The sequence below is a fragment of the Streptomyces sp. BYX5S genome (assembly GCF_054724165.1).
On sequence record NZ_CM138829.1, the window covers coordinates 4,978,229 to 5,004,704 of the forward strand.

Annotated in this window: 22 protein-coding genes; 13 read left to right on the top strand and 9 right to left on the bottom strand. The window is 72.2% G+C overall.

The features are described from left to right. Positions 1 to 146: 146 nt before the first annotated feature. Entirely contained in the window at positions 147 to 929 is a 783-nt protein-coding gene (locus tag ACYBSK_RS22710; protein ID WP_457479056.1) for an alpha/beta fold hydrolase, read from the bottom strand. Positions 930 to 1,063: 134 nt separating this feature from the next. Here ACYBSK_RS22710 and ACYBSK_RS22715 point away from each other — a divergent pair, with 134 nt between their 5' ends. Together ACYBSK_RS22715 and ACYBSK_RS22720 are read left to right on the top strand one after the other, a co-directional pair. Then, on the top strand, positions 1,064 to 1,726 hold the full coding sequence (locus ACYBSK_RS22715; RefSeq protein WP_457479057.1) for a DUF4232 domain-containing protein: 663 nt from the start codon (positions 1,064 to 1,066) through the stop codon (positions 1,724 to 1,726). A gap of 43 nt (positions 1,727 to 1,769) precedes the next feature. Continuing rightward, a complete protein-coding gene (locus ACYBSK_RS22720) occupies positions 1,770 to 2,306 on the top strand; it encodes an NUDIX hydrolase family protein (protein WP_457479058.1) in 537 nt (178 codons plus the stop codon). A gap of 3 nt (positions 2,307 to 2,309) precedes the next feature. Here the strand turns inward: ACYBSK_RS22720 and ACYBSK_RS22725 are convergent, their stop codons facing one another. The 4 genes from ACYBSK_RS22725 to ACYBSK_RS22740 all read right to left on the bottom strand — a co-directional run bounded on the left by ACYBSK_RS22725 (position 2,310) and on the right by ACYBSK_RS22740 (position 6,584). Continuing rightward, positions 2,310 to 3,605 carry a metal-dependent hydrolase family protein gene (locus tag ACYBSK_RS22725; protein WP_460243103.1) on the bottom strand — a complete coding sequence of 432 codons (1,296 nt, stop codon included), beginning with the start codon at positions 3,603 to 3,605 and terminating at the stop codon, positions 2,310 to 2,312. Positions 3,606 to 3,609: 4 nt separating this feature from the next. Then, positions 3,610 to 4,587, bottom strand: a complete 978-nt coding sequence (locus tag ACYBSK_RS22730) for an alpha/beta hydrolase (RefSeq protein ID WP_457479060.1) — start codon at positions 4,585 to 4,587, stop codon at positions 3,610 to 3,612. Between the two features lie 116 nt (positions 4,588 to 4,703). Further along, complete coding sequence (locus ACYBSK_RS22735) at positions 4,704 to 5,678, bottom strand: ornithine cyclodeaminase family protein (RefSeq protein ID WP_460243104.1); 975 nt, start codon at positions 5,676 to 5,678, stop codon at positions 4,704 to 4,706. A gap of 12 nt (positions 5,679 to 5,690) precedes the next feature. Further along, positions 5,691 to 6,584 (bottom strand): PhzF family phenazine biosynthesis protein, encoded by an 894-nt coding sequence (locus ACYBSK_RS22740; protein WP_460243105.1) that lies wholly within the window; start codon positions 6,582 to 6,584, stop codon positions 5,691 to 5,693. 102 nt (positions 6,585 to 6,686) lie between these two features. Here ACYBSK_RS22740 and ACYBSK_RS22745 point away from each other — a divergent pair, with 102 nt between their 5' ends. Further along, on the top strand, positions 6,687 to 8,114 hold the full coding sequence (locus ACYBSK_RS22745) for an aminotransferase-like domain-containing protein (RefSeq protein ID WP_460247077.1): 1,428 nt from the start codon (positions 6,687 to 6,689) through the stop codon (positions 8,112 to 8,114). Here the strand turns inward: ACYBSK_RS22745 and ACYBSK_RS22750 are convergent. After that, the gene (locus ACYBSK_RS22750; protein ID WP_460243106.1) at positions 8,093 to 8,998 is read right to left on the bottom strand and encodes an SDR family NAD(P)-dependent oxidoreductase; all 906 of its coding nucleotides are present in this window, start codon (positions 8,996 to 8,998) and stop codon (positions 8,093 to 8,095) included. The two genes, ACYBSK_RS22745 and ACYBSK_RS22750, sit on opposite strands and share 22 nt — an antisense overlap. A 68-nt stretch (positions 8,999 to 9,066) precedes the next feature. Here ACYBSK_RS22750 and ACYBSK_RS22755 point away from each other — a divergent pair, with 68 nt between their 5' ends. The 3 genes from ACYBSK_RS22755 to ACYBSK_RS22765 all read left to right on the top strand — a co-directional run bounded on the left by ACYBSK_RS22755 (position 9,067) and on the right by ACYBSK_RS22765 (position 12,672). Next, a complete protein-coding gene (locus ACYBSK_RS22755) occupies positions 9,067 to 9,765 on the top strand; it encodes a TetR family transcriptional regulator (protein ID WP_460243107.1) in 699 nt (232 codons plus the stop codon). A 108-nt stretch (positions 9,766 to 9,873) separates the two neighbouring features. Then, positions 9,874 to 11,301: an acetamidase/formamidase family protein gene (locus ACYBSK_RS22760; protein WP_460243108.1), complete on the top strand. Its 1,428-nt coding sequence runs from the start codon at positions 9,874 to 9,876 to the stop codon at positions 11,299 to 11,301. Positions 11,302 to 11,364: 63 nt separating this feature from the next. Then, positions 11,365 to 12,672, top strand: a complete 1,308-nt coding sequence (locus tag ACYBSK_RS22765) for an amidase family protein (RefSeq protein ID WP_460243109.1) — start codon at positions 11,365 to 11,367, stop codon at positions 12,670 to 12,672. A gap of 47 nt (positions 12,673 to 12,719) precedes the next feature. Here the strand turns inward: ACYBSK_RS22765 and ACYBSK_RS22770 are convergent, their stop codons facing one another. Beyond that, positions 12,720 to 13,775 carry an LmeA family phospholipid-binding protein gene (locus ACYBSK_RS22770; protein ID WP_460243110.1) on the bottom strand — a complete coding sequence of 352 codons (1,056 nt, stop codon included), beginning with the start codon at positions 13,773 to 13,775 and terminating at the stop codon, positions 12,720 to 12,722. A gap of 149 nt (positions 13,776 to 13,924) precedes the next feature. Between ACYBSK_RS22770 and ACYBSK_RS22775 the strand changes: the two genes are divergently transcribed. Further along, complete coding sequence (locus tag ACYBSK_RS22775; protein WP_460243111.1) at positions 13,925 to 15,409, top strand: amidohydrolase family protein; 1,485 nt, start codon at positions 13,925 to 13,927, stop codon at positions 15,407 to 15,409. A 4-nt stretch (positions 15,410 to 15,413) separates the two neighbouring features. On the opposite strand, the gene ACYBSK_RS22780 is transcribed toward ACYBSK_RS22775, so the two are convergent. Both ACYBSK_RS22780 and ACYBSK_RS22785 read right to left on the bottom strand, forming a co-directional pair. Further along, positions 15,414 to 15,614 carry a ferredoxin gene (locus tag ACYBSK_RS22780; protein ID WP_457479066.1) on the bottom strand — a complete coding sequence of 67 codons (201 nt, stop codon included), beginning with the start codon at positions 15,612 to 15,614 and terminating at the stop codon, positions 15,414 to 15,416. A 53-nt stretch (positions 15,615 to 15,667) separates the two neighbouring features. Continuing rightward, the gene (locus ACYBSK_RS22785) at positions 15,668 to 16,927 is read right to left on the bottom strand and encodes a cytochrome P450 (protein ID WP_460243112.1); all 1,260 of its coding nucleotides are present in this window, start codon (positions 16,925 to 16,927) and stop codon (positions 15,668 to 15,670) included. A 213-nt stretch (positions 16,928 to 17,140) separates the two neighbouring features. Here ACYBSK_RS22785 and ACYBSK_RS22790 point away from each other — a divergent pair, with 213 nt between their 5' ends. From ACYBSK_RS22790 to ACYBSK_RS22815, 6 genes are all read left to right on the top strand, one after another. Then, positions 17,141 to 17,377 (top strand): hypothetical protein, encoded by a 237-nt coding sequence (locus ACYBSK_RS22790; protein WP_457479068.1) that lies wholly within the window; start codon positions 17,141 to 17,143, stop codon positions 17,375 to 17,377. 112 nt (positions 17,378 to 17,489) lie between these two features. Next, positions 17,490 to 17,933 (top strand): hypothetical protein, encoded by a 444-nt coding sequence (locus ACYBSK_RS22795; protein WP_460243113.1) that lies wholly within the window; start codon positions 17,490 to 17,492, stop codon positions 17,931 to 17,933. 96 nt (positions 17,934 to 18,029) lie between these two features. Next, positions 18,030 to 18,500 (top strand): hypothetical protein, encoded by a 471-nt coding sequence (locus ACYBSK_RS22800; RefSeq protein WP_457479070.1) that lies wholly within the window; start codon positions 18,030 to 18,032, stop codon positions 18,498 to 18,500. Between the two features lie 45 nt (positions 18,501 to 18,545). After that, on the top strand, positions 18,546 to 18,857 hold the full coding sequence (locus tag ACYBSK_RS22805; RefSeq protein ID WP_457479071.1) for a hypothetical protein: 312 nt from the start codon (positions 18,546 to 18,548) through the stop codon (positions 18,855 to 18,857). 200 nt (positions 18,858 to 19,057) lie between these two features. Beyond that, positions 19,058 to 26,152, top strand: a complete 7,095-nt coding sequence (locus ACYBSK_RS22810) for a toxin glutamine deamidase domain-containing protein (protein ID WP_460243114.1) — start codon at positions 19,058 to 19,060, stop codon at positions 26,150 to 26,152. After that, positions 26,149 to 26,421: a DUF6406 domain-containing protein gene (locus ACYBSK_RS22815; protein ID WP_460243115.1), complete on the top strand. Its 273-nt coding sequence runs from the start codon at positions 26,149 to 26,151 to the stop codon at positions 26,419 to 26,421. Before ACYBSK_RS22810 ends, ACYBSK_RS22815 begins: the two co-directional genes overlap by 4 nt. The last annotated feature ends 55 nt before the right edge of the window (positions 26,422 to 26,476 follow it).

The following is a 26,476-nucleotide window of genomic DNA, read 5'->3' on the forward strand; positions in this document are numbered from 1 at the left end:
CGTGGGGGCCGACTGCGAGGAGAGGACGGAAGGGGGGTGGACGACGCAGGGGCAGGCCCGAAAGCCCGCCTGCCGCTGCGACCCTACCTCCCGCCCCACGTTCGAGTGAACCCCGTCCCGGATCTTGAATGGTGAGACGCCCTGGGTCAGTTGAGGGGTTTCGCGCACCCTCTCGCGCGGCGGTCCAGTTCCTCGACGGCCTCGGCCACGGCGGCGGGAGTCTCGTACACGGGGGTGTGTCCGGCGTCCACCAGGTGCAGGCGCGCGTCGGGCAGCGCGTCGGCCATGTTCTGGGCGACATCGACGGTGCGGACGGCGTCGAAGCGGCCGTGGACGATCGAGACCGGCATCCGCAGTGAGGGCAGCGCGGAGGTGAAGTCGGTGGCGTGCTGGCTGCGCAGCACCTCCAGTGCCGCCTTCAGGGGCGCCTTCAGCCCGTGGTCGAGCAGGCGTTGACGGTCCTCGGAGGTCGGCGGGTGGTGGAAGGAGCGGTCGAGCACCGCGCCGACCACGTCGGAGGTTCCGTCGCGCTCCATGCGCGTTATCAGTGCGGTGACGTCGCCGTGGCCCCGCATGTGGGGGCCGGTGTTGATGAGCATGAGTCCGCCGACGAGGTCCGGCCGGCTCAGGGCGAGCCGCAGGGCGATCGCGCCGCCGGTGGAGTGCCCCATGAGCAGAACCGGTGCGCGCCCGTCGCCGGGGAGTCGGCCGGCGACCCAGGCCGCCGCGCCGTCGAGGGTGCAGGTCGGCGCCTGGGTCATCCAGTCCGGGGCGCGCACGTCGAAGCGGTCGCCGAGCAGACGGGTGACGCGCTCGAAGATCAGCGGGGAACAGAAGGTTCCCGGCAGCGCGACGACCGTGCGGGGCCCGGGGAGGCGGGCGCGGTCGACGTCGTGCGCGGTGTCGGCGGGGTGCGGGGATGTGCTCATGAACTGCTCCTTCACTGGACTGCTGAGCATGAACGCCTGTGACAGAACCAAGACTTGGCAGAGGACTGCCCGTGACTCGGTGCGGGATACAAATATTTCCGACCGCACACATCGCACCACTCCAGGGGGACATCGTGAAGTACACCCGCATCTCCGCCTTCGCCGCCCTCGGCGTCGCCGCCACCCTCTCGCTGACCGCCTGCAACGGCAGCGAATCCGGCGGTGACCCGGCCGCCGACACCTCCGCGTCGTCCTCCTCGTCGTCGTCCACGGGCGGTGCCGGTGACGCGAAGACGGACGGCGGCTCGGAGTCCGGTGACACGAAGACGGGCTCCGGTGAGGACACCGCGGCGGACGCGACCGCGAACGGCGCGTCGGACACCAGCGGCAAGGTCGACTTCTGCAGGACGGCGGACCTGGCCATCGACGCCGTGGACGCCGCGCCCGACGAGAGCTCGGGCCGCATCAACATCACCATGGTCAACCGGGGTTCGACGACCTGCTCGGCCACGGGCTTCGCGGGCGTCGACATCAAGGACGCCGACCACACGTCGAGCCCCATCGCGCGCGGCCACGCGCAGCCCCGCGTCACCACCCTGAAGCCCGGCGACGCCGCCGTCTTCAACCTCGCCTACGCCATCGACGACACCGGCGAGAGCCTCGCCTCCCCGACCCACATCCTGGTCACTCCCCCGAACGAGACCCACACGGTGACCCTGAAGTGGCCGGCGGGCGCGGGGGCCATCAAGGGCGCCTACACGGACGTCGAGGTCTACCCCACGCACACGACCGAATAAGGGATTCGGCCGCGGAGCGGGCGCACTGAAATATGATCACGCCATGCCCGACATGACCGAGACAACGCCCGGGTGGCTGGCCTCCGACGAGTTGGAGCTGGTCCGTGCCCGTATGCCCATCCTGTACGTCGAAGCCGTGCCGGTCCGTGTCGCGGACAACGGCGAGGTGACCAGCGTCGGCCTGCTGCTGCGCATCGGCCCCGACGGGAACGTCAGCCGCACGCTGGTCTCCGGCCGCGTACTGCACCACGAGCGGGTCCGCGACGCCCTGCTGCGCCACTTGGAGAAGGATCTCGGCCCGGTGGCGCTGCCCCGGGTACCGGCTTCGCTCCAGCCCTTCACCGTCGCGGAGTACTTCCCGACGCAGGGCGTCACGCCGTACCACGATCCGCGCCAGCACGCGGTGTCGCTCGCGTACATCGTGCCGGTGGCCGGGGACTGCCAGCCGCGGCAGGACGCGCTGGACCTGGTCTGGTTCAGCCCCGAGGACGCCCTGTCGATCGCCGTGCAGAGCGAGATGCCGGGCGGGCACGGCGCCCTGCTCAAGCAGGCGCTCGCCCACGCGGGCGTCGCGGTCTGAGCGCTACGCGACGAGGGCCGGCAGGGGCGCGGCCGTGAGGAGTCCCGCGCGGTCGACGGCGACGCGGCCCTCCTTGACGACGGCGTGGATGTTCCGCGGGTCGGCGAGGGCGTCGATGTCGGCCAGCGGATCGATTCCGCAGATCACCAGGTCGGCCGCCTTGCCCGCGGCGAGGGTCCCGACGGTGTCGCCCAGACCGCACAGTTCGGCGGCGTCCGCGGTCGCGGCGGAGATCGCCCGCAGCGGCGTCATGCCGCCGAAGCGCACCATCAGGCCGAGTTCCCTGAGGTTCGCGCCGTGGGCGGCGCCGAGTCCGGCGTCGGTGCCCATGGCGACGCGGACGCCCGCCGAGACGGAGCGCGCGAAGGACTCCTGCGCGACCCGGTGCCAGCGCACGGCCTTGTCGTGGATGGCGGCCGGGACCCGCGCCGGATCCGGCTCGGTCATCGTCTGTACGAGCGTGGGGACGACGAACTGGCCGCGTTCGCTCATCTGCGCCCGCAGCTCGTCCGTCAGGGCGTAGCCGTGTTCGATGCTGCGGGCCCCGGCGTGCACGGCGGCGGCGATGCCGGGTTCGCCGATGGCGTGGACCGCGACGGGCAGTCCGCCGTACGCCTCGGCCTCCTCGACGGCCGCGCGCACCATCTCGGGCCGCAGCCCCAGCCATTCGGGCTGGTCGTGCGGTGAGGTGACGCCTCCGCTGCTGGCGAGTTTGACGACGTCCGCGCCCGCGGCGACCAGTTGTCTGACGCGGGTGCGGATCTCGTCGGGGGTGTCGACGATGCTGTCCGGGCTGCCGGGGAACGCGACGGCCTCCTTCAGGCCGTCGATGCCGCCGAGGCGGAAGTCGGCGTGGCCCGCGGTCTGGCTGAGCATCGTGACGGCGACGAGCAGCCGGGGTCCCGCGATCCTCCGCTCCGCCACCGCCCGCCGGAACCCGGCGTCCAGGCCCATGAGGTCGCGGGCGGTGGTCACCCCGTTGTGCAGGGTCGTACGCAGCCGGTCCAGCACCTTCAGCGTCCGGTACGTGACGGGCTGGCCGACGGCGGTCAGCGGGCTCTCGCCCGGTCCGGGCAGCGCGAAGTGCACGTGGGTGTCGATGAAGCCGGGGCACACGGTGCGCCCCGCGAGGTCCACCCGCGGGGCGTCGTGCAGGTCCGGGTCCCGCGGCAGCCGCGCCGCGGGACCGCACCAGCGGATCGTCGTGCCGTCGACGACGAGCGCCGCCTCCGGCACGGGGTCGGCGCCCGTCCCGTCGATGAGCCGGGCGCCATGCAGGACGACAGGGCTGGGGCTCACGCGCTCAGCTGTCGTGGAGGGCGGTCTTGAGGGCGTCGATGGCGAGTTTGCGCGCCACGTTGGCGGCGCGGGTGTCGCGCAGGCTGTCCAGGAGCAGGAAGTCGTGGACCATGCCGGCGACCCGGACCGAGGTGACGTCGACCCCGGCCTCGCGGAGCTTGTTGGCGTACTTCTCGCCCTCGTCGCGCAGCACGTCCGCCTCGTCGGTGATGACGAGGGTGGTCGGCAGCCCCTTGAGCTGATCGAGGGTGGAGCGCAGCGGCGACGCGTAGTGCTGCTTCCGCTCCTCGGGGTCGGTGGTGTACGCGTCCCAGAACCACTGCATGCCGTCGCGGGTGAGGTAGTAGCCCTCGGCGAACTGCAGGTACGACGGGGTGTCGAAGTCGGCGTCGGTCACCGGGTAGAGCAGGACCTGCGCCTTGAGGTCGATGCCGTCCTCGCGCTCCTTGTTCATCAGGGCGAAGACGGCGGACATGCAGCCGCCGACGGACTCGCCGGTGACCGCCATGCGGGAGGTGTCCAGGCCGTGGTCGGCGCCGTTCTTCAGGACCCACTGGCCCACCGCGTAGTTCTGCTCGACCTGCGTGGGGTACTTCGCCTCCGGGGCCCGGTCGTACACCGGGAACACCCCGGCCGCTCCGGCGCCCACGGCGAGTTCGCGGAAGAGCCGGTCGTGGGTCTTGTCGTCGCCGAACACCCAGCCGGCGCCGTGGATGTAGAAGACCACGGGCAGCGGCCCGGTGGCGCCCTTCGGCTTGATGATGCGCGTGCGGACGGTGCCCCACTCGCCGGCGTCGACGTCCACCCACTCCTCGTCGACCTCCGGCCGGTCCACGCCCTCGCCGCTCTGCAGGCCGGCGAGGATGTCGCGGCCCTGCTCCGGCGGTACCTCGTAGATCCGCGGGTGCGGGTCGGTGGCCTCGGCGAGTTCCTTGGCGGCCGGCTCCAGGTAGGGCGTGACGGGCGGGGGAAGCTGCGTCATGGTGCGCTCCAGTACGTGCGGACACCCATATCAGGGTGAGGAATCCCCCCTGGTCGTTCTCCCCTCACCCATCATCCGGAGGAACCACGGCGCTGCAAGCCGAGGAGCCCCGGCGCTCATCCCTGCTCTCGTCGCTCCAGGAGCGCGAGGGTGGTTTCTGCGGCGGCGAGGTCCTGGGGGCCGATGCCGATGAGTTTGGCGACGGTGATGTCCCGCGGCGCCCGGCGTCCCGGGATCCGCCCCGCGAGGATCTCGCCGATCTCGCCGTCGATCCGGTCCTCGGTCACCTCGCCGCGGGCGAGCGCGGCGTGGATGTCGCCGTAGCGCAGGCCGAGTTCGCGGCTGTCGACGAAGACGCCGGTCGCGCGGTGCAGGCAGGCGGCGTCGAGTTCCCGCTTGTCCGGGTCGTCGGCGCCGAGCGCGGTGACGTGCTGGCCGGGGCGCAGCCAGTCCCCGGACAGGACGGGGGTAGGGCTGGCGGTCGCGGTGACGACGATGTCGGACCGTCGCACGGCCCGCTCGGCGTCGGTGGTGGCGGTGACCTCGACGTCCGGCAGTTCGCGGCCGAGGCGCGCGGCGAGGGCGGTCGCCCGTTCGGAAGAGCGGCCCCACACGGTGAGATGCTCGACGGGGCGGACGAGGGTCAGGGCGTGCGCCTGGAGCCCGGCCTGCCTGCCGGTGCCGAGGACGGTGGCGCGGGTGGCGTCGGGGCGGGCCAGGGCGCGGGCGCAGACGGCTCCCGCCGCGGCGGTGCGCAGGTCGGAGAGGTGGTGCTCGTCCTCCAGGACGGCGGTGACGGCGCCGGTCGTCGCGTCGAAGAGGGCCACGAACCCGCCGCCTTCGGGCAGGCCGCGCGCCGGGTTGCCGGGGAACCAGTTGGCGATCTTCACGAGGAAGTGCCGCCCGCCGGGCAGGTGGGCCGCCTTGATGTGGGAGTCGCCGCCGTCGGCCAGCGGCAGCACCATGACCGGCGCACGGGCGCCGTCGGTGGTGCTGTACGCGGCGAGGGCCTCGGCCGTGGGTTCGACGAGGTCGGCCAGGCCGACGGCCGCGCGGATCCGGTCCGCCGTGTGGACGGGAAAGCTGGGCATGGGTGGGGGTCCTTACGCGGGCGCGTGGTCGAGGGTTCCGCGGGCCACCATGGCGACGTGGCCGCCGACGCGGACGTTGTGCAGGTCGTCGGGGCGCCCCTGCGGGAGGACGGTGAGCAGGCTCGGGCGGCCGGTGAAGCGGCCCTGGCGGAGCACGAACGGCTCGTCGACGGGGACGACCCGGTGCCGGGCGAGGTAGGCGCCGACGCATCCGGCGGCGCTGCCGGTCGCGACGTCCTCCATGACGCCGTCGTTGTTCCAGTGGCGGCCCTCCAGCGCCTCGACGTCGACGAGGTAGGCGAACTGGGCGCCGTGCGCCGCGACGAGGTCGTCGAAGTCGCGCCGTACGATCCGGGCTCCCGCCAGGCCCTTCACCACGGGGACGATCAGGTAGCGCAGGCCGGTGGAGACGACTTCCAGGGGCAGCTCGGCGAGGGCCTCCTCGGGCAGGCTGAGGGCGGCGGCGAACGCGGCCCGCTCCCGCGCCGGTACGGTCGCGCGGAACTCCGGCCGCCCCTGGTCGAGTTCGGCGTGGTACCCGGCGGCGGTCCGGCGAGTGGTCACCGTGACCGTCTTGTGGGGCAGGTGGAAGCGCCAGGGCCGCTCGCCGGGGCCGGCTTCGCGCTCGTGCAGGACGGCGGCGGCGCCGAGGACGGGGTGCCCGGCGAAGTCCAGTTCGCCGAAGAGGTCGAAGACCCGCGCGTGGACGTCACGGGGCTCGCCGGGACCGTCCGCACCGCCTGATTCGCTCAGGAAGATGGTCTCGAAATGCCGGAGCTCCTGCGTGATGGCCAGCATCTGGGCGTCGGTGGGGCCGGGGCCGGGCAGCTCGGGGAAGACGGCGAGGCTGTTGCCGGTGAAGGCCTTGTCGGCGAACACATCGACATGTCGATAACTCAAGGGCATGAGGGATCCTGCGTTCCTGGGGCGCTGTGATGGTTCGACGCTAGGGGCGGTCCCGTACGGTCGTCATGGGCCAATCCCGATAAACTGGACCATGTGACTCGCATGGTGCGGCGCATTCCCGCGTCCCAGTTCCCCCGCCTGCTCGGCGACTGGCGCGGCGGCGAGGGCTCCCTCGCCGGGCAGTTGGCCGCGGCCGTGGAGAAGGCCGTGCGCGACGGGCGGCTGCCGCTGGGCGCGCAGCTTCCCGCCGAGCGCCTGCTGGCCGCCGAGCTCGGTCTCGCGCGGGGAACGGTGGCGGCGGGCTATCAGATCCTGCGCACCGAAGAGTTCATCAGCACCCGCACCGGCTCCGGCAGCACGGTCTCGCTGCCGTCCCGGCTGCACGAGCGCTTGTCGCCCTGGGCCAGCGACCTGGGGCTGGCGGGCCGCGGCGGCGCGGCGCTGGATCTGACGATCGCGGAGCCGGCGGCGCCCGTGGACGAGCTGCTGGAGGCCATCGGCTCCGCGGCCGAGGCCCTCCCCGCCACCCTGCTCCAGGACACCGGAACCGGCGGCGCGTCGGCGCTGCACACCGCCGTCGCCGACGCCTACCGCGCCCAGGGACTCGCCACCCGCGCGGACCAGATCCTGCTCACGAGCGGCGCCGACGCGGCGCTGAGCCTGCTCAGCGCCGCGTACCTGCGCCAGGGCAGCAGGGTGGTCCTGGACTCCCCGACCTATCCCGGTGCGCTCGCCGCGTTCCGCGCCGCCGGTGCCCGGTCGGTCGCCCAGCCGCTCGACCCCACCGGCTGGGACGTCCCCGCCCTGGACCGGACGCTGCGGGCGGCGCGGCCCGCGCTGACGTATCTCGTGCCGGACTTCCACAACCCCACCGGGCTGCTCATGGGCGAGGAGGAGCGCCGGGAGCTGGGGCGCCGCCTGCGGGACCACGACACCCTCGTCGTCGTCGACGAGACGATGCGCCTACTCGACCTCCGGGTGGGCGCCGCCCCGCCGTCGTACGTCGGTACGCGCGCGGAAGACCGGAACGTCGTGCACGTGGGTTCGCTCGGCAAGTCGCTGTGGCCGGGGCTGCGGACCGGATGGATCCGCGCGCACCCCGACGTCGTGCGGCGGCTCGCGGCGCTGCCCCTGGCGTCCGCGCTCGCCCCGTCACCCTTCGACCGGCTCGTCGCGACGCGGCTGCTGGCCCACCAGGAGGCGATCCTCGACACGCGGCGCGCCCAACTCCGCGTACAGCGGGACCACATGGCCGACCGGCTGGCCGCCCTGCCGTGGTGTCGGTTCCGGCTGCCGCAGGGCGGTCTGTCGCTGTGGCTGGAGCTCCTGGACACCGACTCCGGGCGGTTGGCCGCCGAGGCGGCCGGCCGCGGCCTCTCCCTCACCCCGGGGTTCCACTTCTCCCCCGACGGCGCCCTGGACCGCTGCCTGCGGCTGCCGTTCACCCTGCCGACCGAGGCGCTCGACACGGCGGTCGACCGGCTCATCGAGTCCCATGACGCGCTCGTTCAGGGCAGGTCCACCGGGTAGGGCTCGCCGAAGTCGGCGGAGCGGCTGACCTTCTCCCATGCGGTCGCCTGGGCCGTCTGACGGTTCGAGTGCGCGAGCGCCATGTTCACCGCGTTCACTCCGAGCGGGAGGTGGCTGGGGACCTCGGCGCGGTGGGCGGCGCGGACGATGATCTCGGCGGCGCGCCGCGGGTCGCCGGCCGCCCCTGCCTCGCCCTCCCGCATCCGCCGGGTCATCTCGCCGATCGTCGCGTCGTACGCCTGCGGGACCTCGTGCACCGTCATCGACGAGCCCGCCCAGTCGGTGGCGAAGCCGCTCGGCTCGACCACCATCACCCGCACCCCGAACGGTTCGGCCTCGACCGCCAGGACGCGGCTGAAGCCGTCCACCGCGAACTTGGCCGCCTGGTAGGAGGCGATGCCCGGTGTGCCGCCGACGCGGCCGCCGATCGAGGAGAACTGCACGACCGTGCCGGACCCCTGCTCGCGCAGGACGGGCAGGGCCGCCTTCGTCACGTTGTAGACGCCCCAGAAGTTCGTCTCGAACTGCGCCCGGAAGTCCGCGTCGTCGGACGTCTCGATCGCCGACACGTTCGCGTACCCCGCGTTGTTCACCAGTACGTCGATCCGCCCGAAGTGCTCCACGGCGGTACGGACCGCCGCGCGCGCCGCGTCCTGGTCCGTGACGTCCAGGACGACGGGAAGCACACGATCGCCGTACTCGCCGAACGCTTCGGTGAGGGCTTCGCGGCGGCGGGCGGTCGCGACGACGAGGTCGCCCGCCTCCAGGGCGGCGGTCGCCAGGGCGCGGCCGAGGCCGCGGGAGGCGCCGGTGACGAACCAGACCTTCCGGCCTTCGCCGTCGTTCACGTCAGTGCCGATGTGGTTGCTCATGCTATCGCTCATGCACTTAGTGAAACACCGTTGCGGTAATAACGCAACGCCGTTTTGCTAACTGCTCCTATGATGGCCGCATGACTGATCAATCCGCCTTCCAACGGGCCCGCAGCCCTCTCGCCAAGCAGGCGCGCGAAGCCGCGATCCTCGACGCGGCGCGCGTTCTCGGCGGCCGGCGCGGCATCCGGGAGGTGACGCTCACCGACATCGCAGCGGAGGTGGGCATGCACAAGTCGGCGCTGCTGCGGTACTTCGAGACGCGGGAGCAGATCTTCCTGGACCTCACCGCGGAGGGCTGGCGGGAGTGGTCGGCGGCGCTGCGCGCGGACCTCGCCGGGCAGGAACGGGCCACCCCCGCGGAGGTCGCGACGGCCTTCGCGGCGACGCTGGCCGCGCGCCCCCTGTTCTGCGATCTGCTGGCGCAGGCGCCCCTGAACCTGGAGCGCAACGTGTCCATCGAGGCGGTGCGCTCCTTCAAGCTCGGCACCGTCGAAGAGGTCGCGCGGATCTGCGGGGAGCTGCACCGGCTGCTCGGCCTGGGCGAGGAGGAGGCCGTCGACGTGATCGCGACGGCGACCGGCATGGCGGGTGCGCTGTGGCAGATGGCCACGCCCGGTCCGCGCCTGAAGGAGCTGTACGCGAGCGACCCGCGGCTCGGTCACGCCCTCGTGGAGCTGGAACCCCGCCTGCGGCGCGTCCTCGCCGCCCAGCTCACCGGACTGGCCGCTCCACCCGTGCGTTACGCGCGGGAAACCGGAGGCCGCCCCTCCCGGTAACAGGCGGTGCATAGGAAGAGCACATCACCGGTGCACACCACACGTCACCCCATGACGCGTGGACACCACCGTGCACTTCCCCGCACCGCCATACGACGAGGGGCCTCGATGTCACACGAGCCGCGCACACAGCACCACGTTTCCGCCGGGACCGTCGACGGATCCGCCGAACTCCCTTCTGTGTACGAAACGTTGGCGTCCCGGCTCGGACGGCGCGGCCTCCTGCGGATCGCCGCGGGGCTCGGCGCGACCGGCGCAATGGTGGCGGCGGGCACCCCGTCCGCCGCGGCGGCGCCCGCCCGGCCCGCCGCCGTCTCACGCCCGCAGCGCATCCTCCAGCCCGGCAAGGGCCCCATCCACGGTCAGCACTATCTGCGCGCCACACCGGACACCGTCCGCTGGGGTTACCTCCCGGCCCGGGACGCCGACCCGGTGCTGCGCATGCGCTCCGGGCAGACCCTGACCGTGGACGCCCTCTCGCACGAGGGCCTGTTGGAGGATCAGGGGCGCGACCCCGTCGCCTGGTTCGGGGAGCAGGGGGTGCGCGAGGACCAGGTGCTGCGCGACGCGGTCGACCTCGCCCGCGACTACACCCGCACGCCCCGCTCCTTCGACACCGACGGCCCGCACGTCGTCCTCGGCCCGGTGCACGTCGAGGGCGCCGAGCCCGGTGACGTACTGAAGGTGGAGACGCTGTCGCTGCTGCCGCGCGTGCCCTACGGCGTCGTGTCGAGCCGGCACGGCAAGGGCGCCCTGGCGCGCACCCGGGACGGCGGCGCCCCCGACGGCATCACGCTCGACGAGGTCATGCCGCCCGTCGCGGCGGACGGCCGGGCGTCCGCCGAGGATCCCGAACAGTACGGGAACGTCTCGGTGTTCACCCCGATCCGCAGCGGCCGCGGGAGCGACGCCGGACACGGAGTGCTGCCCCTGGACGGGCCCGGCGAGGTCACCTTCCCGCTCAACCCGCACATGGGGCTCATGGGCACCGCGTTCGCCGACGCCGCCTCGCTCACCGACCCGCTGCTCAACTCCATTCCGCCCACGCTCGGCGGCGGCAACATCGACATCCGCCACCTCGGGACGGGCTCCACCTTCTACCTCCCCGTGCACGCCGACGGCGCCCTCTTCCACACCGGTGACCCGCACTTCGCGATGGGCAACGGCGAGGTCGCGCTGACCGCGCTGGAGGGTTCGCTGCGCACGACGTTCCGGCTCACCGTCTGCAAGCCGGGCTCCGGCGACGCCCCGACGGTCGCGTTCCACTACCCGTTCGGCGAGACCGAGGAGGCCTGGCTGCCGATCGGGCTCTCCGACCCGGACGGCTCCGCCGGGGCGGGCCAGGGCTCCGACCTCGACTCGGCGATGCGCCGCGCGGTCGTCAACGCCCTGGACTTCCTCCAGGCCGACCTGGGCATGAGCCGTCAGGTCGCGTACGCGTACCTGTCGGCGGCGGCCGACTTCGAGGTGTCGCAGGTCGTGGACCGGACCACCGGGGTGCACGCGGTCATCAGGAAGCAGGACTTCGGCCGCTAGGACATCCGCCGAGCCGCCCGTCAACACCCCACCCGTCGAATGCAGTTGAGGAGTTGCGTACGCATGCAGGAAGTGAACCGGAGAGGTTTCCTCGCCCTGGCGGCCGCGGCGGGCGCCGGGACGGTGCTGCCGCTCGGCGCCCACCCCGCCGCCGCGGCGCCCGTCGCCCACGACCCCACCGTGTGGCGGGAGTTCGGCTCCCCGCTGGTGCCCGCGACCGGGCGCGGCCCGCTGTCCGGGCTGGGTGTCGCCGTGAAGGACCTGTTCGCCGTCGCGGGGCACCGGGTGGGCGCGGGCAATCCCGCGTGGCTCGCCGAGAGCCGCCCGGAGACCGGCACCGCCGCGGCGGTCGCGGCGCTGCTCGGCGCGGGCGCCTCGGTCACGGGCATCGCCCGCACCGACGAGTTCGCGTACAGCCTCGCCGGCACCAACGGCCACTACGGGACGCCGCCCAACCCCGCGGCCCCGGAACGCATTTCGGGCGGTTCGACGTCGGGACCGGCCAGCGCCGTCGCGCTCGGCCAGGCCGACATCGGGCTCGGCACGGACACCGGCGGCTCGATCCGGATCCCGTCCTCCTACCAGGGCCTGTACGGGATCCGCCCGAGCCACGGCGCGGTGGACACCTCGGGGCTGCTGCCGCTGGCGCCGTCCTTCGACACGGTCGGCTGGATCACCCGCGACGCGCGCACCCTGCGCGCCGCGGGCCGGGTCCTCCTGCCCCGCTCCGGCGGGCCCGCGCCGTCGGGCGCGGTGCTCTCGCAGGAGATCGTCGACGTGGCGTCGGCGGAGGTCGCCGCCTCGGTGCGGCGTGCGGTCGCCGGGTGGCGGGGCGCCGGGGAGCTGCCGCGCCTGCGCACCGTACGGTTCGACGCGTCGGTGCTGCCGGGGTGGGTGCGGGCCTTCCAGACCAAGCAGGGTGTCGAGGCGTGGCGCCAGTGGGGGCCGTGGGTGTCACGGCACTGGGACTCGCTCAACCCCGATGTGCTTTCCCGCTTCGAGAGCGCGTCGCGGTACACGTCCGCCGATCTGGCAGCCGCCGAGGGCGTGTTGCGCGAGGCGCGGGCGCGGGTCGACGATCTGCTGGGCGACCGGGTCCTGGTGCTGCCGTCCGCGTCCTCCGTGGCGCCCACCCGCGAGGAGGCCTCCCTCGGCGGCCCGGTGATCGAGCAGGCGCGGGCCCAGACCTTCCAGCTCACGTGTCTGGCGGGCCTGTCGGGCCGGTGCGCCGTCAGCGTTCCCGTCCGTTCGCGCACCGCTCCGGTGGGTCTGTGCCTGGTGGGGCCGCGGGGCAGCGACCTGCATCTGCTGGATCTCGCGGTGCGGGTGGCGGCTCGGGTCTCGCCGCCGCCCCGGCGCCACGGCCGCTGACGGCACCCCGCGGCTCCGGTGCCGCCCCCTCCGCACCCCCGTTCGCCTCAGGTGCCCAGCGGGACGTCCGAGCCGGTCAGGCGGGCGCGGATGCCGTCGTCCGAGACGGTGACACCGCGCAGCCGCAGGTCGCCCGGCATGTCGTCGGGCAGCTTCGCCGAGAACTCCATCTTCTGCGCGACCTTCGGCTCCTGGAGCTTCTGCAGGCCCTTGATGAGCGACGGGTCGATGCCCGCGGGTTCGAGCAGCGAGGGGTGGGCGGCCAGCGCGTCCAGGGCCCCGCCGTTCATGAGCCTGCCGGGCAACAGCCGCTGCCCGGTGGCCTGTTCGGCCTCGCGCTCGTCCACCTTGTCGACGGCGGGGGCGGTCAGCTGGAGGCCGCCGCCCTTGCCCGGGGTGTAGGTCAGAAGGCCGGGCACCACGACCTTGGTGTCCTCGACGGACAGGGCCAGGCCCCGTTCCCCGGTCCGCTCCAGGTGCGCCCGCGCGCGGATCTGCGCCTGCGTCCCGGCGACCGGCAGCTCGCCCTTGGCCTGCACGGTGTTGCGCTGCTTGCCGGGCGCCAACTTCACCTGGGAGGCGCCGACTTCGCGGTTGAGGTCGTCGAAGTCGAGGAGGATGTCGCCGCGCACCTTGCCCAGCACGGCGCCCTTGACCGAGGAGGGGAGGCTGCCGACGATCTCGATGTCGTCGACCGTCCCCTTCACCTGCGCGATGGAGACCGGACCGGCGGACACATGGGGGACGTTGACCTCCACGTGGTCGATGCCGCCCAGGGCGACCTGCCCCAGGAAGGGGAAGCTGTCGATGTGCACCTCGGGCTGGGCGTGCAGCTTCAGCTCCTCCTGCACCTTCTCGGCCGCCATGTTCTCCGCGTAGAGCACCGCCCAGCGGTCGCCGAGCGCGAGGAACGCGAGGACGACGACGAGCGTGGCGGTCACCTTCACGGCCGTACGGGCGGGTGAGCGGCGCGCCCTGCGTGCCGCGCGCCGCCGGGCCCGGCGTTCCTTGCGGTCCGAGGGGGCGGGGTCTGCCGTGAGGTCCGGCGTGGGGGCCGACATGGGGTCGGCCGTGCGGGCAGCGGAGGGTCCGTTCTCGATCATCACCACATGCGAACACAGGATCGGGCTCGGGCCCAAGTCCCGGAGGTGACGACCCGGTGGCCCCCTTGAGGAGATCGTGAATCCGTGATCCCGTTCGTCGACATCCGCGCAAGGTTCGGAAGGAAACGAGCAGTCGGAAGGAATCGCGTATGCGGACACTGTTGCGGGGCGGTCGCGTCATCGACCCCGCCCAAGGCTTCGACGGGACGGCCGACGTGCTCGTGTCCGACGGGCGGATCGCGGCCGTCGGCACGGACGGCGCGCCTCTCGCGCCGCCGCCGGACGCGCGGGTGGTCGACGTCTCCGGGCTCGTCGTGGGTCCCGGGTTCGTCGACCTGCACAGCCATGTCCACTCCGTGGCCGGGCACCGCTTGCAGGCGCTGGACGGTGTGACGACGGCGCTCGAACTGGAGGCCGGGCTGATGCCGGTGGAGCGGGCCTACGCCGAGGCTGCGGCCACGGGACGGCCCCTGCACTACGGTTTCTCGGCTTCCTGGGCCGGAGCGCGGGCGCAGGTGCTCTCCGGGCTGACGCCCGACGCCCGGATCGCGTCCGTCCTCGCCGTGCTGGGCGATCCGCGCTGGCAACGGACGTCCACCCCAAGGGAGTTGGCGACCTGGCTGACCCTGCTGGAGGGCGAGCTGGCCGCGGGCGCCCTCGGCATCGGGGTCCTGATGGGCTACGCGCCCGCCACCGAGCCCGCCGAGTTCCTGGCGGTGGCGCGGCTCGCCGCGAAGGCCGGAGCCCCCACGTTCACCCACGTACGGGAACTGGCCGAGACGGATCCGGCGACCCCCGTGGACGGTTCCACGGAGATCGCCGTCGCGGCGGCCGAGACCGGCGCGGCGATGCACCACTGTCACGTCAACAGCACGTCGGGCCGGCACGTCGGCCGGGTCCTGGGCACCCTTGAGGAGTCACGGCGGTCGGGCTCGCGTGTCACGGTCGAGGCGTATCCGTACGGCGCGGGCAGCACCGCCGTCGGCGCCGCGTTCATCGCCCCGGAGCGGCTGCGCCTGAAGGGACTCGGCCCCCGCAGCGTCGTCATGGTCGAGACCGGCGAGCGGATCGCGGACGCGGCGCGGCTGGAGCAGCTGCGGGCGCGGGACCCCGGCGCGCCCTGCCTCCTGGAGTTCCTCGACGAGGAGAACCCGCGGGACCTGGCGCTGCTGCGGCAGGCGCTCGCCTTCCCCGACGCCGTCGTCGCCAGCGACGCGATGCCCGTCCGCTGGCCGGACGGCAGCCACGACAGCATGCGGTGGCCCCTGCCGCCCGGCGCGGCGACGCACCCGCGCACCGCCGGGACGTTCGCGAAGACACTGCGCCTGATGGTGCGGGAGAGCGGGGCCTGGACCTGGCTGGAGGCCTTCCGCCGCTGCTCGTACCTCCCGGCGCGGATCCTCGACGACGTGACGCCCGCCGCCCGTACCAAGGGCCACCTGGGCGTGGGCGCCGACGCCGACCTCGTGGTCCTGGACCCGGCCACGGTGACGGACACCGCCACGTACGCCGACCCCACCCGCCCGTCCCTCGGCGTCCGGCACCTGTACGTGGCCGGGGTGCCGGTCGTCTCGGACGGCGCCCTCCAGCCCGACGCGCTTCCCGGGCGTCCGGTGCGCGGGGAGCCGCGCTGAGCGCTCAGCCGGATCCGTCCACCGCGATCGCCGACGTGGGGCACATGGCCGCCGCCTCGCGCACGGCGGCGTGGTGCTCGGCGTCGGGTTCGGGGGTCAGGAGGGTCACGATGCCGTCCTCGTCGCGCTGGTCGAAGACCTCCGGCGCGGACAGGACGCAGGCACCGGCGCCGCAGCACTTGTCCTGGTCGACGGTGAGTTTCACGGTCCGTACTCCTTGCTCCTCTGCGGGGCTGTGGTGGTGCGCGGTGCGGGGCGTCACCAGCTGACGGGGACCTCGCGCAACCCTCCGACCAGGAGCCCTTCCGTCCTGCGCAGTTCGGCGACCGGGACGGCAAGGCGCAGGGTGGGCACGCGGGACAGGAGCACCTCCAGGACGACCTGGAGTTCGGTGCGGGCGAGCGCCTGGCCGAGGCACGAGTGCGGTCCCACGCCGAAGGTGAGGTGGGGGTTGGGGGTGCGGGCGAGGTCCATGGCGTCGGCTCCGTCGAAGGCGCGCTCGTCGCGGTTGGCGGCCGGCATGCTGCACACGACCGTGCTGCCCGCCGGTACGACCTGCCCGCCGATCTCGGCGTCCTCGCCGAGGTAACGGCGCAGCCCGAAGCCGAGGTTGCTGTCGAAGCGCAGCGACTCCTCGACGGCGGTGCGCACCAGCGACGGGTCGGCCAGCAGCCGCTCCCAGCGGGAGCGGTCGCCGAGCAGCAGGGAGACCATCTTGCCGATCGAGTTGGCGGTGGTCTCGTGGCCCGCGACGAGCAGGCCCATCCCCGTGGAGACGAGTTCCTCGTCGCTGAGCCCGACGCCCTCGACCCCGCTGCGCGCGCCGCCCGCCTCCGCGCTCTGCGTGATGAGGACGCTGAGGAGGTCGTCGGCCGGCGCGGCACGCTTGGCGGCGATGTGCGCGGACATGTAGGCGACGAACTCCGCCTGGGCGGTACGGATCTCGTCGGCGGTGTAGCGGGTGACGCTGAGGAAGCTGTCGGACCAGCCGGAGAAGCGGTCCCGGTCCCGCGCGGGAACGCCGAGCAGGTCGCAGATGACGTACACGGGGAACGGGAAGCCGAGGCTCGCCCGCAGGTCGGCGGGGGCGCCGTCGGCGAGCATGGCGTCCACGAGTTCCTCGGCGAGGCGGGTCATGCCGGGGCGCAGGGCGGTCATGCGTTTCGCGGTGAAGTACCGGCCCACCTGGCGCCGCCACCGCTGGTGCGGTTCACCGCGGTTGGGGGTCGCGACGGCGGAACTGCCGGTGGCGGCGGCTCCCCCGGCGCCCTCCGGGGCCATCCGCGCGGCGTTGTCCTCCTCGGTGGGGCGGACGAAGCGGGCGTCCGAGAGCAGGCCGCGGACGTCGTCGTAGCGGGTCAGGTAGACGGCCGTGTCGCCGCTGGGGAGCGTGGCACGGGCGACGGGGCACTTCGCGCGCAACTCCTCCCACACGGCGGGCGGATCGAGCGGGGTGTCGCCGGACAGCGGCAGCCGGACGGGCGGCTGGACGTAGGGGCGGGCGGCCTGGTCGGTCATGGTGCGTCTCCTCGTGGGGGTGGAGGCGGCGGGTGTCCACGGTGACGAAGGGGCCGGCGCGGTGCACCGTTCAACTAAAGTGCATCATGCACTGTCTGTGCATCATGCACTTTCTATGTATGGCGCACAACGGCGCCGGTCGGCCGCGTCGATGAGCGGGCCGACCGTACGATGGCGCACACGACCCGTCCGGCAGAGTGGAGTTGACCTACCGTGGAGCCCCCGCTGTGCGTGATCTGTAGGGCGTCCACGCGGGACCACGACGCCAAGAGCTTCACCCTCGTACGCTTCCGTGCGATCGCCCCGCCCCTCGACCACGCGGGGCATCCCGAAAACGCCCTCTGGTTCTGCAAGGACCATGTTCGGCACACCGAGGGCACGACGCACATGAGCGCCGTCCTGGCCATGACGCACATACGCGCGTCGGTGCGCCGCAACGGCACGGGTTGACGGTTCGAACGGGTGGCTGGATAAGCTCGTGGACGGTTGCGACCGGCTGGAGCGAGTGCGAAAGCCGCGATCGGTGCGCACGCAGGGCCCTCCGGGCCCGAAGGGGGAACTCATGACCAACAGGCCGGGAAGCGGCAGCGCGGGCGGCCCGGGGTCGGGCGATCGGGAGATCGACGACTCCGAGCTGATGGACGTCGCGCAGGACCCGGAGCAGGCCCACAGCCTCCACAAGGCGCTGCGCACCCTCGCCAGGAACCCCAACGTGCACGGCCCGTTGCAGGAGATGGCCCAGGGCATCCTGTCGGGACGCATGGGAATGACGGACGCCATCAAGAACGAGCGCTACATGGACGCGCTCGGCGACCGCATGACCGAGATCCGGCGCGCCGCCGAGTCGCAGACCATGGAGGACCGCGAGGCCGAGCGCGGAAAGCGCGAGGAGTGGGAGCGCAAGCGGGCCGAGCAGGAGGACAGGGAGCGCGCCGAGCGCGACGGCCCTTCGACCAACCTGTTCACGGGCCCGAAGAAGCGCGGCCCCGGCGGCCATCGGGGTTGAAGTCCTGTCAGTGGCTCTGGGTACGCTGTCACAGACATGAGACGGACGTGAACCGGCGGCGAGCTGCCGCCGGTTGCTGAAAACGGGGGCGTGGTCATGGGAGACGGATTCAGGAGCAATCCGGAGACGCTGAGGACCGAGGGGAAGAACTTCTCCGAGATCGGCAGGGACTTCTACCAGGCGACGATGCGACTGCGCAACGGCCTGGCCGCACAGGGCGACGGGGGCGGCGGCGGAGGCGAGGCGCCGAAGGACATGTCGTTCGGGAGCGTCGTCCAGGACGCCTGGAAGGGCATGACCACCTTCAGCGACAAGCAGGGCACCCCGCCCTGGGGCGACGACGAACTGGGCGAGAAGTTCGGCGTGGTCTACGAAGGTCTGCGCGACGGCATGACGGACTCGATGGACCACCTTGCCACCAAGCTCAACGAGATCGGCAAGGCGCTGGAGCGGATGGCGAAGAACCACGAGGAGAACGAGGACTTCAACGAGGCCCTGGTGAAGGAGCAGACGCCGGAGAACCAGTTCGGCGGCGAGGTCCACATCCTGCGTTCCGCGAGCAAGTAGCCCGATCCGCCCCGCAGCCCTTCCTTCACCTACAGGAGAGAGTCCATGTCCCAGCCCGTCGCGCCCGAACCGGTGCAGCCCGTCCCCACCACCGCCGAAGAGGCCCTGACCGCCGCCCGATCCCGCTTCGAGGTCCTGGACACGGAAGGGAACCCGGCGCCCCTGCACGTGGCGGAGTTCGACATCGGCTTCCTCGTGCACGCCGTCATGCCCCCGCCGCCGCCCGGCGTCCAGGCACCGCTGGGCGGCAGCCACATGGTGATCGCCAAGGACGACGGAGCCGTCACCTACATCCCCAACTTCCCGCCGGACTCCGCGATCGACCTGTACCGCAGCATGCGCCGTCCCCGCACCTGAGGCGGCCGCCCGGACGCCGGGCGATTCCGGACGGCCCGATTCCTGCAACAGCACTGTGACACGGGAGCGTTGAGGGAACGGACGGGTCGTTGGGTACTCTCTGGCATGGGCATGGCTCCGTCACGAGGCATGCCGATTGAGCACTGCCGTGGCTCCGTATGGCGCCGGTCGGCCCACCGGGCCGGGACAACACGAAATACATGGCGACAACGGGGGTCTTCGTCGTGGCACTGATGCTGCCGAACGGGCTTGAGTGGCTTCTCGAGATGTGTGGCTTCGACTGGCCCACAGGCGACGAAGACAAGATGATGGAGTGCGCCAACACCTGGCGCCAGTTCGCCGCCGACGTGACGGAGCTCCAGTCCCGCGGCCTGGTCGCCGCCGGCAATGTCCTCGCCGAGAACGCCGGGGACTCCATCGACGGGTTCAACAAGACCTGGGACAAGTTCGCCGGGGGCTCGGGCTACCTCGACGACGCCCGCCAGGGCGCCGAGCTGATCGCCATCTGCATGGACGCCGCGGCGATGCTCATCATCGGGTTGAAGATCGCGGTGATCGCCCAGTTGGTCATCCTCGCGATCGAGATCGCGGCGGCGCAGGCCGCCGCGCCGTTCACGCTCGGCCTGTCCGAGATCGGCGCGATGGGCGCGGCCGCGGCCACGCGGATGATCCTGCGCAAGCTCCTCAAGGAGATAGCCCAACAGATTCTGCAGGCGGTACTGGAAACCGCCAAGGAACCCTTCGTCTCCGCGCTCGAAGCGATGATCTCCGACGTGGTCGCCCAGACCGTCGAGCAGAACTTCGGCAAGCAGTCGGGCTACGACCTGGGCCGCACCGCCAAGACGGGTTACGAAGAGGGCAAGAGCGCCCTGGAGAACTCCGGCTCCACCTTCGGCGAGTCCCTGCGCGACGGCGCGGGGTCCCGGGCAGGACACGGCGCCCGCAACGGGCTGACCGGCGGAAGCGACGGCGGCGACAGCTCATCCAGTGCGGGCAGCGATGGCTCGACGAGTTCGGGCAGCGATGGCTCGTCCGGTTCCGGCAGCAACGGCTCGTCGGGCTCCGGCGGTTCGTCGTCGAGCGACGGGGGCTCCTCCAGCTCGTCGACCGGTACCGGAGGCTCGTCCAACTCTTCGTCCAGCGACGGGAGTTCGTCGGGCAGCTCGCCGAGCTCCGGTGGTTCGTCGGGTTCGAGCGGTGGCGACTCCGGGCGCCGGGCGCCGGACCTCGGCGGCTCCTCGTCGTCGCCGTCGGGCGGTTCGGACGGCTCGCCGTCGAGTACGCCGACGGGCAGCACGGGTGGCGGCACGGGTGGCGGCACGGGTGGCGGCACGGATGCGTCCAACTCCCCCTCTGGCTCGTCCTCGCCCTCACCGGACCGTGGTTCCGACGCCCCCAGCCCCTTCGACGTGGGCACGCAGGCCTACTACGACAGCGTGGGCGGTTCCACGGGCGACAGCTCGTCCACGCCCGACTCGTCCACGCCCGACGCGTCGACCCCGGACACCTCCACGCCCGACTCCTCCGCGCCGTCCTCCAGTACGCGGCCGGACATCGAGGGCGGCCCGGCCCCGGACACCACCCCGGACTACGCCCGCCCCGACAGCGCACCGGACTCGACGCCGACCACGCCCCCGGGCAACGACCCGTCCCAGCCCGCCAACTCCTCCCCCATCGAAGGGGGCCCGAGCAACGACGGCCCGAGCAGCGACGGCCCGAGCCAGGGCCAGGGCGCCAATCCGGGGATCGACAGTTCCCCGACGCCGGACACCACGCCGGAGGGCGCTCGCCCCAGTGCCCCCGAAAGCGGCGGCGCGGCCACGCCCGACCAGGGCGCGTCGATCCCCGACCCGCGCACCTCCGAGCCGACGCCCGCACCGTCCGCGACGCCGGATGCGAACGGCCCGGAGCCCACTCCGACCCCGGCCCCCGACAACTCCCGCCCCGAACCGGCCGTGCACCAGGTCGACCCCGACTCGGTCACCACCATGCCCGCCCAGGCCCAGGGCCCCACACCGGGCGACTCCGGCGACGGCAACAACGACGGAAACCAGAACCAGGGCGGCGGCACCGGCAGCGGCCGCATCCCCAGCGGCGGCGCCATGCCCGGCAACGCGCCCTCCTCGCACCCCAGTCCCGGCCAGGGCCACGCCCCGACCCAGTCGACCCCGACCCCGCACGACCCGGACGACGCCGAGATCGGCCTCATGGGCGGCGCCACGGCCGCGCCCCCGGCGCCGGGTACGCAGCACGGTGAGGCGGGCATCCCGCAGCAGGCGGCGCAGTCGTCCGCGTCGCCCTCGACGTCGACGCCGGGAGCGATGCCGCCGCCCACCGCGGGCCCCGTCCCGACCCAGGCACCGGCGGCAGGCACACCGACGACGACACCCCGGACCACGACGCCGGGCGCCACGACACCGCGCACCGAGACACCTCGCGCTGAGTCACCTCGTACGCAGACACCTCGTACGGAGAACCCCCGTACGGAGAACCCCCGTACGACCACACCTCGTACCACCACTCCTCGCGCCGACACACCTCGCACCGAGACACCTCGTACGGAGACCCCGAGCCGCCCTGCCACGCCGCCGCGCGCGGACCGCCCGGCGAACCAACAGCCCCCGGCCCAATCCCCCACGCCTTCGACGCCCTCCACGCCCTCCACACCTGCCACGCCCACCGACCAGGGGATGCCGGCACCGAGCAACCAGCCGCCCCACCACCAGCAGCCGACGTCCCAGCAGCCGGACGCCGCTCCCACCACCCCCGACACTCCCGCCACGCCCGAGCAGAGCCAGCAGCAGCCCACGGCTCCCCCGCCCCCGCCGCAGGCGGACAACCTCTCGGACATCCGCAACGACCTGGCGATCCCGCACGAGGGCCTGACCACTCCCGACCCCGCCCACCAGTCGGACCTCGAGAACGCCCACCCGAAGAACCCCGACGGCACCCCGCAGGTGTACGCGGACCCACGGCAGGGCAACTGGGCCTCCCTCCAGAACGACGGCGGCCCGGGGGTGCCCGGCAGGTCCAACAACTGCGCCGACTGCACCCGTTCGTTCCTGGAGACCTGGTTCGGCCGCCCGACGGTCTCCGCGCCGCGCACCCTGGACCTCAACGAGGACGGCACCCTGAACCGCGTCTCCGCGGAGCGCGACTCGGTCGACAACCAGACGCGTTGGGCCGGCGCACCCAGCACGTACGCGGGCAACGACCACCCCAACCCGTACGCGCGCATCGCCCACGAGCTGTCGCAGGCCGGGCACGGTTCGGCGGCCATGATCGGTGTCAACTGGCCCGGCGGTGGCGGCCACGCCTTCGCGGCGGTCAACCACAACGGCCAGGTTCTGTTCGTCGACCCGCAGACGGGCGTCGTCAGCGAGAACCCGATCCACCTGGGCGCCCAAGAGGTCTTCTACACGCCCCTGGACGCCAACCGGAATCCGATCACCCCGTACTTCCTGACGCCGCCCGCGCCCGATCCGGCCACGACGAACACCCCGGACACGAACAACACCGCGTCCCCGGACGCGTCGGCGAACCAGTCCCCCTCCGAGACCACGACCTCCGAGACCACGCCCTCCACCGAGCCGTCCCCTGACGCGACACCCGAGGCCACCGACGGCCCGGCCTCGGAACAGAACGAGAACGCCGCACCGGAGACCACCCCGTCCCAGGAGTCGGACACCACCCCGACCCCGGAAGCGACGGACCAGCACACCCCGCAGCCCGACACCGACACCGACACCGACACCGACACCGACGACACCGCCCACACCCCCGACGAGACCGACAACACCGGCGACACCGATCAGCAGCAATCGGACGCGCCGGAACCAACCCCCTCCACGGCCACCCGCCCCTCCGGCCCACCGGACGGCTACGACGATCCCTCCGACGCCGACGCCCGCGCGCAGCAGGAACGATTCCCGCGCAACGAGGACGGCTCGTTCCAGCACGCCCCGGACCCGCGCGACGGGACCTGGCTCGACGACATCCGCGGCCAGAACCCCGACGAAACGGGCCGCGACGTCAACTGCCCCGACGGGGCCTTGGCGTTCGCCGACTCGTACTCGGGCAACCCCACGGTCGCCGCCCGCCGCAGCCCGAACGAGGACGGCTCCCCCGCCGGCACGCCCGAGCCCGGCGGCCGGGACCGTATCGAGAACACGCTGGGCGCCCGGTTCGATGACTTCGGCGACGGCCGGGACGCGTACGACAACCTGGAGAACACCCTCCGCGACCAGGGCCACGGCTCCCAGGCCGTGATCATCACCCAGAGCGCCGACGGCCGCGCGCACGCCTGGAACGTCGTCAACCACAACGGCCAGATCATCTACGCCGACCCGCAGACGGGCCAGCGCGGCACCACCCCGCTCCACGACGGCAACAACGGCGTGTTCGCGATCCCGCTGGACGCCAACCGCCGCCCCATCGACACCGCCAACCAGCCGACCGCGCAGAACCAGAGCCAGACCGACCCGGCCGTGGCCGACCGCCCGTCTCCGCAGCGCCCGGCGGGCTCCTCCGGCCCGACCGACAGCAAGCACAGTGCCGAGGCCACGCGCCAGCAGCGCAACCAGAGCCTCCCCGACCCGGAGGACCCGGGCCAGGTACACGCGAACCTCCCTCCGGACGCATCGCAACAGGAACTCCGGAAGAAGGGGAACCACGAGGTACGCCGGATCGATCTGACTCCGGTGCAGCAGCAGATGCGAACCTGGGCGCAGGCCACGCCGCCCGACCCGTCCCGCTTGGGCGGTCTGCTTCAGGATTCCCTCCAGCGTCGCCAGGACTATGTGCAGTCGGCGCAGAACGTCCGCGACTCCAAGCAGGCCCTGGACGCCGCTCGCAAGGAGATCGGAGCCGCCGACAAGGAACGCAAGGCGGCGATCAAGGCTGAGAAGGAAGCAACCACCGAAGCGGCGAAAGAGACCGCTCGACAGCGAAAGGAAGTTGCCGAGCAGCGGCTGGCGGACGCCAGAGCCGCCCTTCCGGCGGCCACGACGGCCCACCAGCAGGCGCAGGAGGCCCACCGGACCGTCCAGGTGCCGAAGACCAACTTCACGGACAGCGACATGCGCCGTCACCTCGACCCCGAGTGGTCGAGCATGCATGACGGTGACCGTTACGCAGTCCTGGCGACGCTCGGCCGCATGAGCCACTCGTTCCACGCGAACAACGCGGTCGGTATGGCTCCCGAGGCCGCGAAGGACAACTCGCCCTATGCCGACGCTCCGCCGAAGCGGGGCAACAAGCCCGACCCGGCGGCCGAGCACCCCGAGTCCGTGGCTTCCTGGCGTCGCGAGTCCTCGACACGGCCCAAGGACGACAGTCTTCAGGATCCGGAGAAACTCCGTGAACTGCTGGAGGCGATCGAGCGCAATTCCCCCGACTTCTCGGACAAGAACTACGCGGTTGTCGAGATCATCGACGACAAGGGCGAGAGCCACTACATCATCGACTCGTCGGTTCCGGCCGCCGGTGACGCGGTGCGCCCCCGTCACTCCGAGAGCCACATCCTGGAATGGGTGGAAAGCCTCAACAACAACCGGGCGGAGGAGGGCAAACCCCAGTACACCATCGCCGGTTTGTACACGGAACGTGAGCCCTGCGGCTCACGCAAGGGAAACTCGGGTCACGCGGACTGTTCCCTGACGATCCGTGATTCCACCGCGATGCAGGGCGTTCCGGTGTATTACAGCACCACCTACCGGGTCGACCCGGAGCGCCAGGCGTTGCGGGCACAGGAGCGCCAGCGCCTGAAGGACGAGAACAAGTACTCTGCGGCCGAAATCGACAGGAAGGTCAAGGAGTACCGCACGCCGAATCAGCGGATCATGGACGCGGAAATCCAGCAGCACGTGGACTTCGTCCGGGAATTGGCGCAGACCCTGGCGAATCCCGATGCCGCATCCAACCCGCCGTCCGCTCCGTCGGCTCCGTCCGCTCCGGCTCACGACCAGACCACACCGCCCTCCCAAGCCCCTGCGTCGGGTTCCCCGTCCACGGACTCCCCCCGCACGCCCCCCTCCGACCCCGCAGGCACGCACCGCCGTCCCCCCACCGCCCCCGCGGGCACGCCCACCACCGGCGGCACGGGCGGCGAGCCGACGCACCACGGCACGTCCGTACCGTCAGATCCGCCGCGCTCCGACCGTGACGCTTCGCAGTCGGAGACCGAGATCGCGAGCGCGGGGCAGACTCCTCGCGCCCCCGCCGCCGTCTCCCCCGGTGAGCAGGCCGGCGCCGCGAATCCGTCCTCCGACGACAGCCGCGAGGGCTCCCCCGCCTCGGACGGCGAGCAGCGGAAGCCGGGCCGGATCAAGCAGATCTGGCAGTCCTTGACGCACTCGGGCCCGGCGGAGCCCGTCGAGGTCACCACCGACGTCGACCAGCCGCGCTTCGGCAACCACCAGAAGCCGCCGGAGATCCAGCCCGACCGTTACGGCACCCCGCTGGACCGTCCCGACGGAACACGCACGCCACTGTTCGAGGGACCTCCCTCACGTGAGCAGACCCAGCAAGGGGCGATCGGCGACTGCGGCATCATCGCCACCATGGGAGCCGTCGCGAGCAGGTATCCCGACGTCCTCCAGGACATGATTCGCGAGACGGAGGACGGCAACTACGAAGTCCGTTTCCATGAGGTCGCGCGCAACAACCTGGGCAACATGGCGCCGACGGGGCGCATCCTGACCGTGCGCGTCACTCCCGAACTGCCCGTGTACAGCGACTTCCCGGGCACCACCGTCTACGCCGACGCCAATGCCACCGGCGTCGCCTGGCCCGCGATCATGGAAAAGGCCATCGCGGGGCTTGACCAGTTCTGGGACGACAAACGGCGCGAAAGCCTGTCGCAGTTCGCGAAGTACAAGGATTTCGACGACAACCTGCTGACGGGGTACTCCCGCATCACCCAGGGCTCGAATTCCGGCGACCGCGCCGAACTCCTTGCCCAGATGACAGGGCGTACGGCGGAGAACTACGAAGTGCCGACGCAGTACAACATGCAGGGCCACAGCCCGCAGAAGCAGCTTCTGGATCATTTGCGGCAGCTCACGGAAAGCGGCAGGCCGGTCATTATCGGCACTCAGGCACGCGGTGCGGGCGTGGAGAACAAGATGGAGAAGAACCTTCTGAGTTCACACGCCTACGAGGTCGTCTCGGTCGATGAAAAGGGTCTGATTCAGCTGCGCAATCCGCACAACTCCAGGCACCCCGAGCCGCTGACCATCAAGGAGTTCATGAAATACTGCAGCAATCAGTACACCACTCTGGAGGACGAGAAGTGAGCAGCGCCGACACGATTGCCCTCTGGCACGGGATCCAGCGGAACACCGGCACCGCGAGCTTCGCAGTGATGGACATCTACCGGGAGGCCGACGCCGCGGTCAGGGTGCGGCTCGGGATCGTCGCCGACCAGGAGGAGTACCACACCCTCCGTGTCGGCGAGACCTTCCCCGTGGGCGAAGAGACCTGGCAGCTCGCCGACTTGACGGGGTGGCCGAGCGAGGACGACTGGATCGTCAAGCTGCGTCGCGTCTCGACGGCTTCGGTCTAGGGCCGCATGCCCGCCGGTCATACGGCGCCCGGGGCCGTAATACCGTGACGGGGGA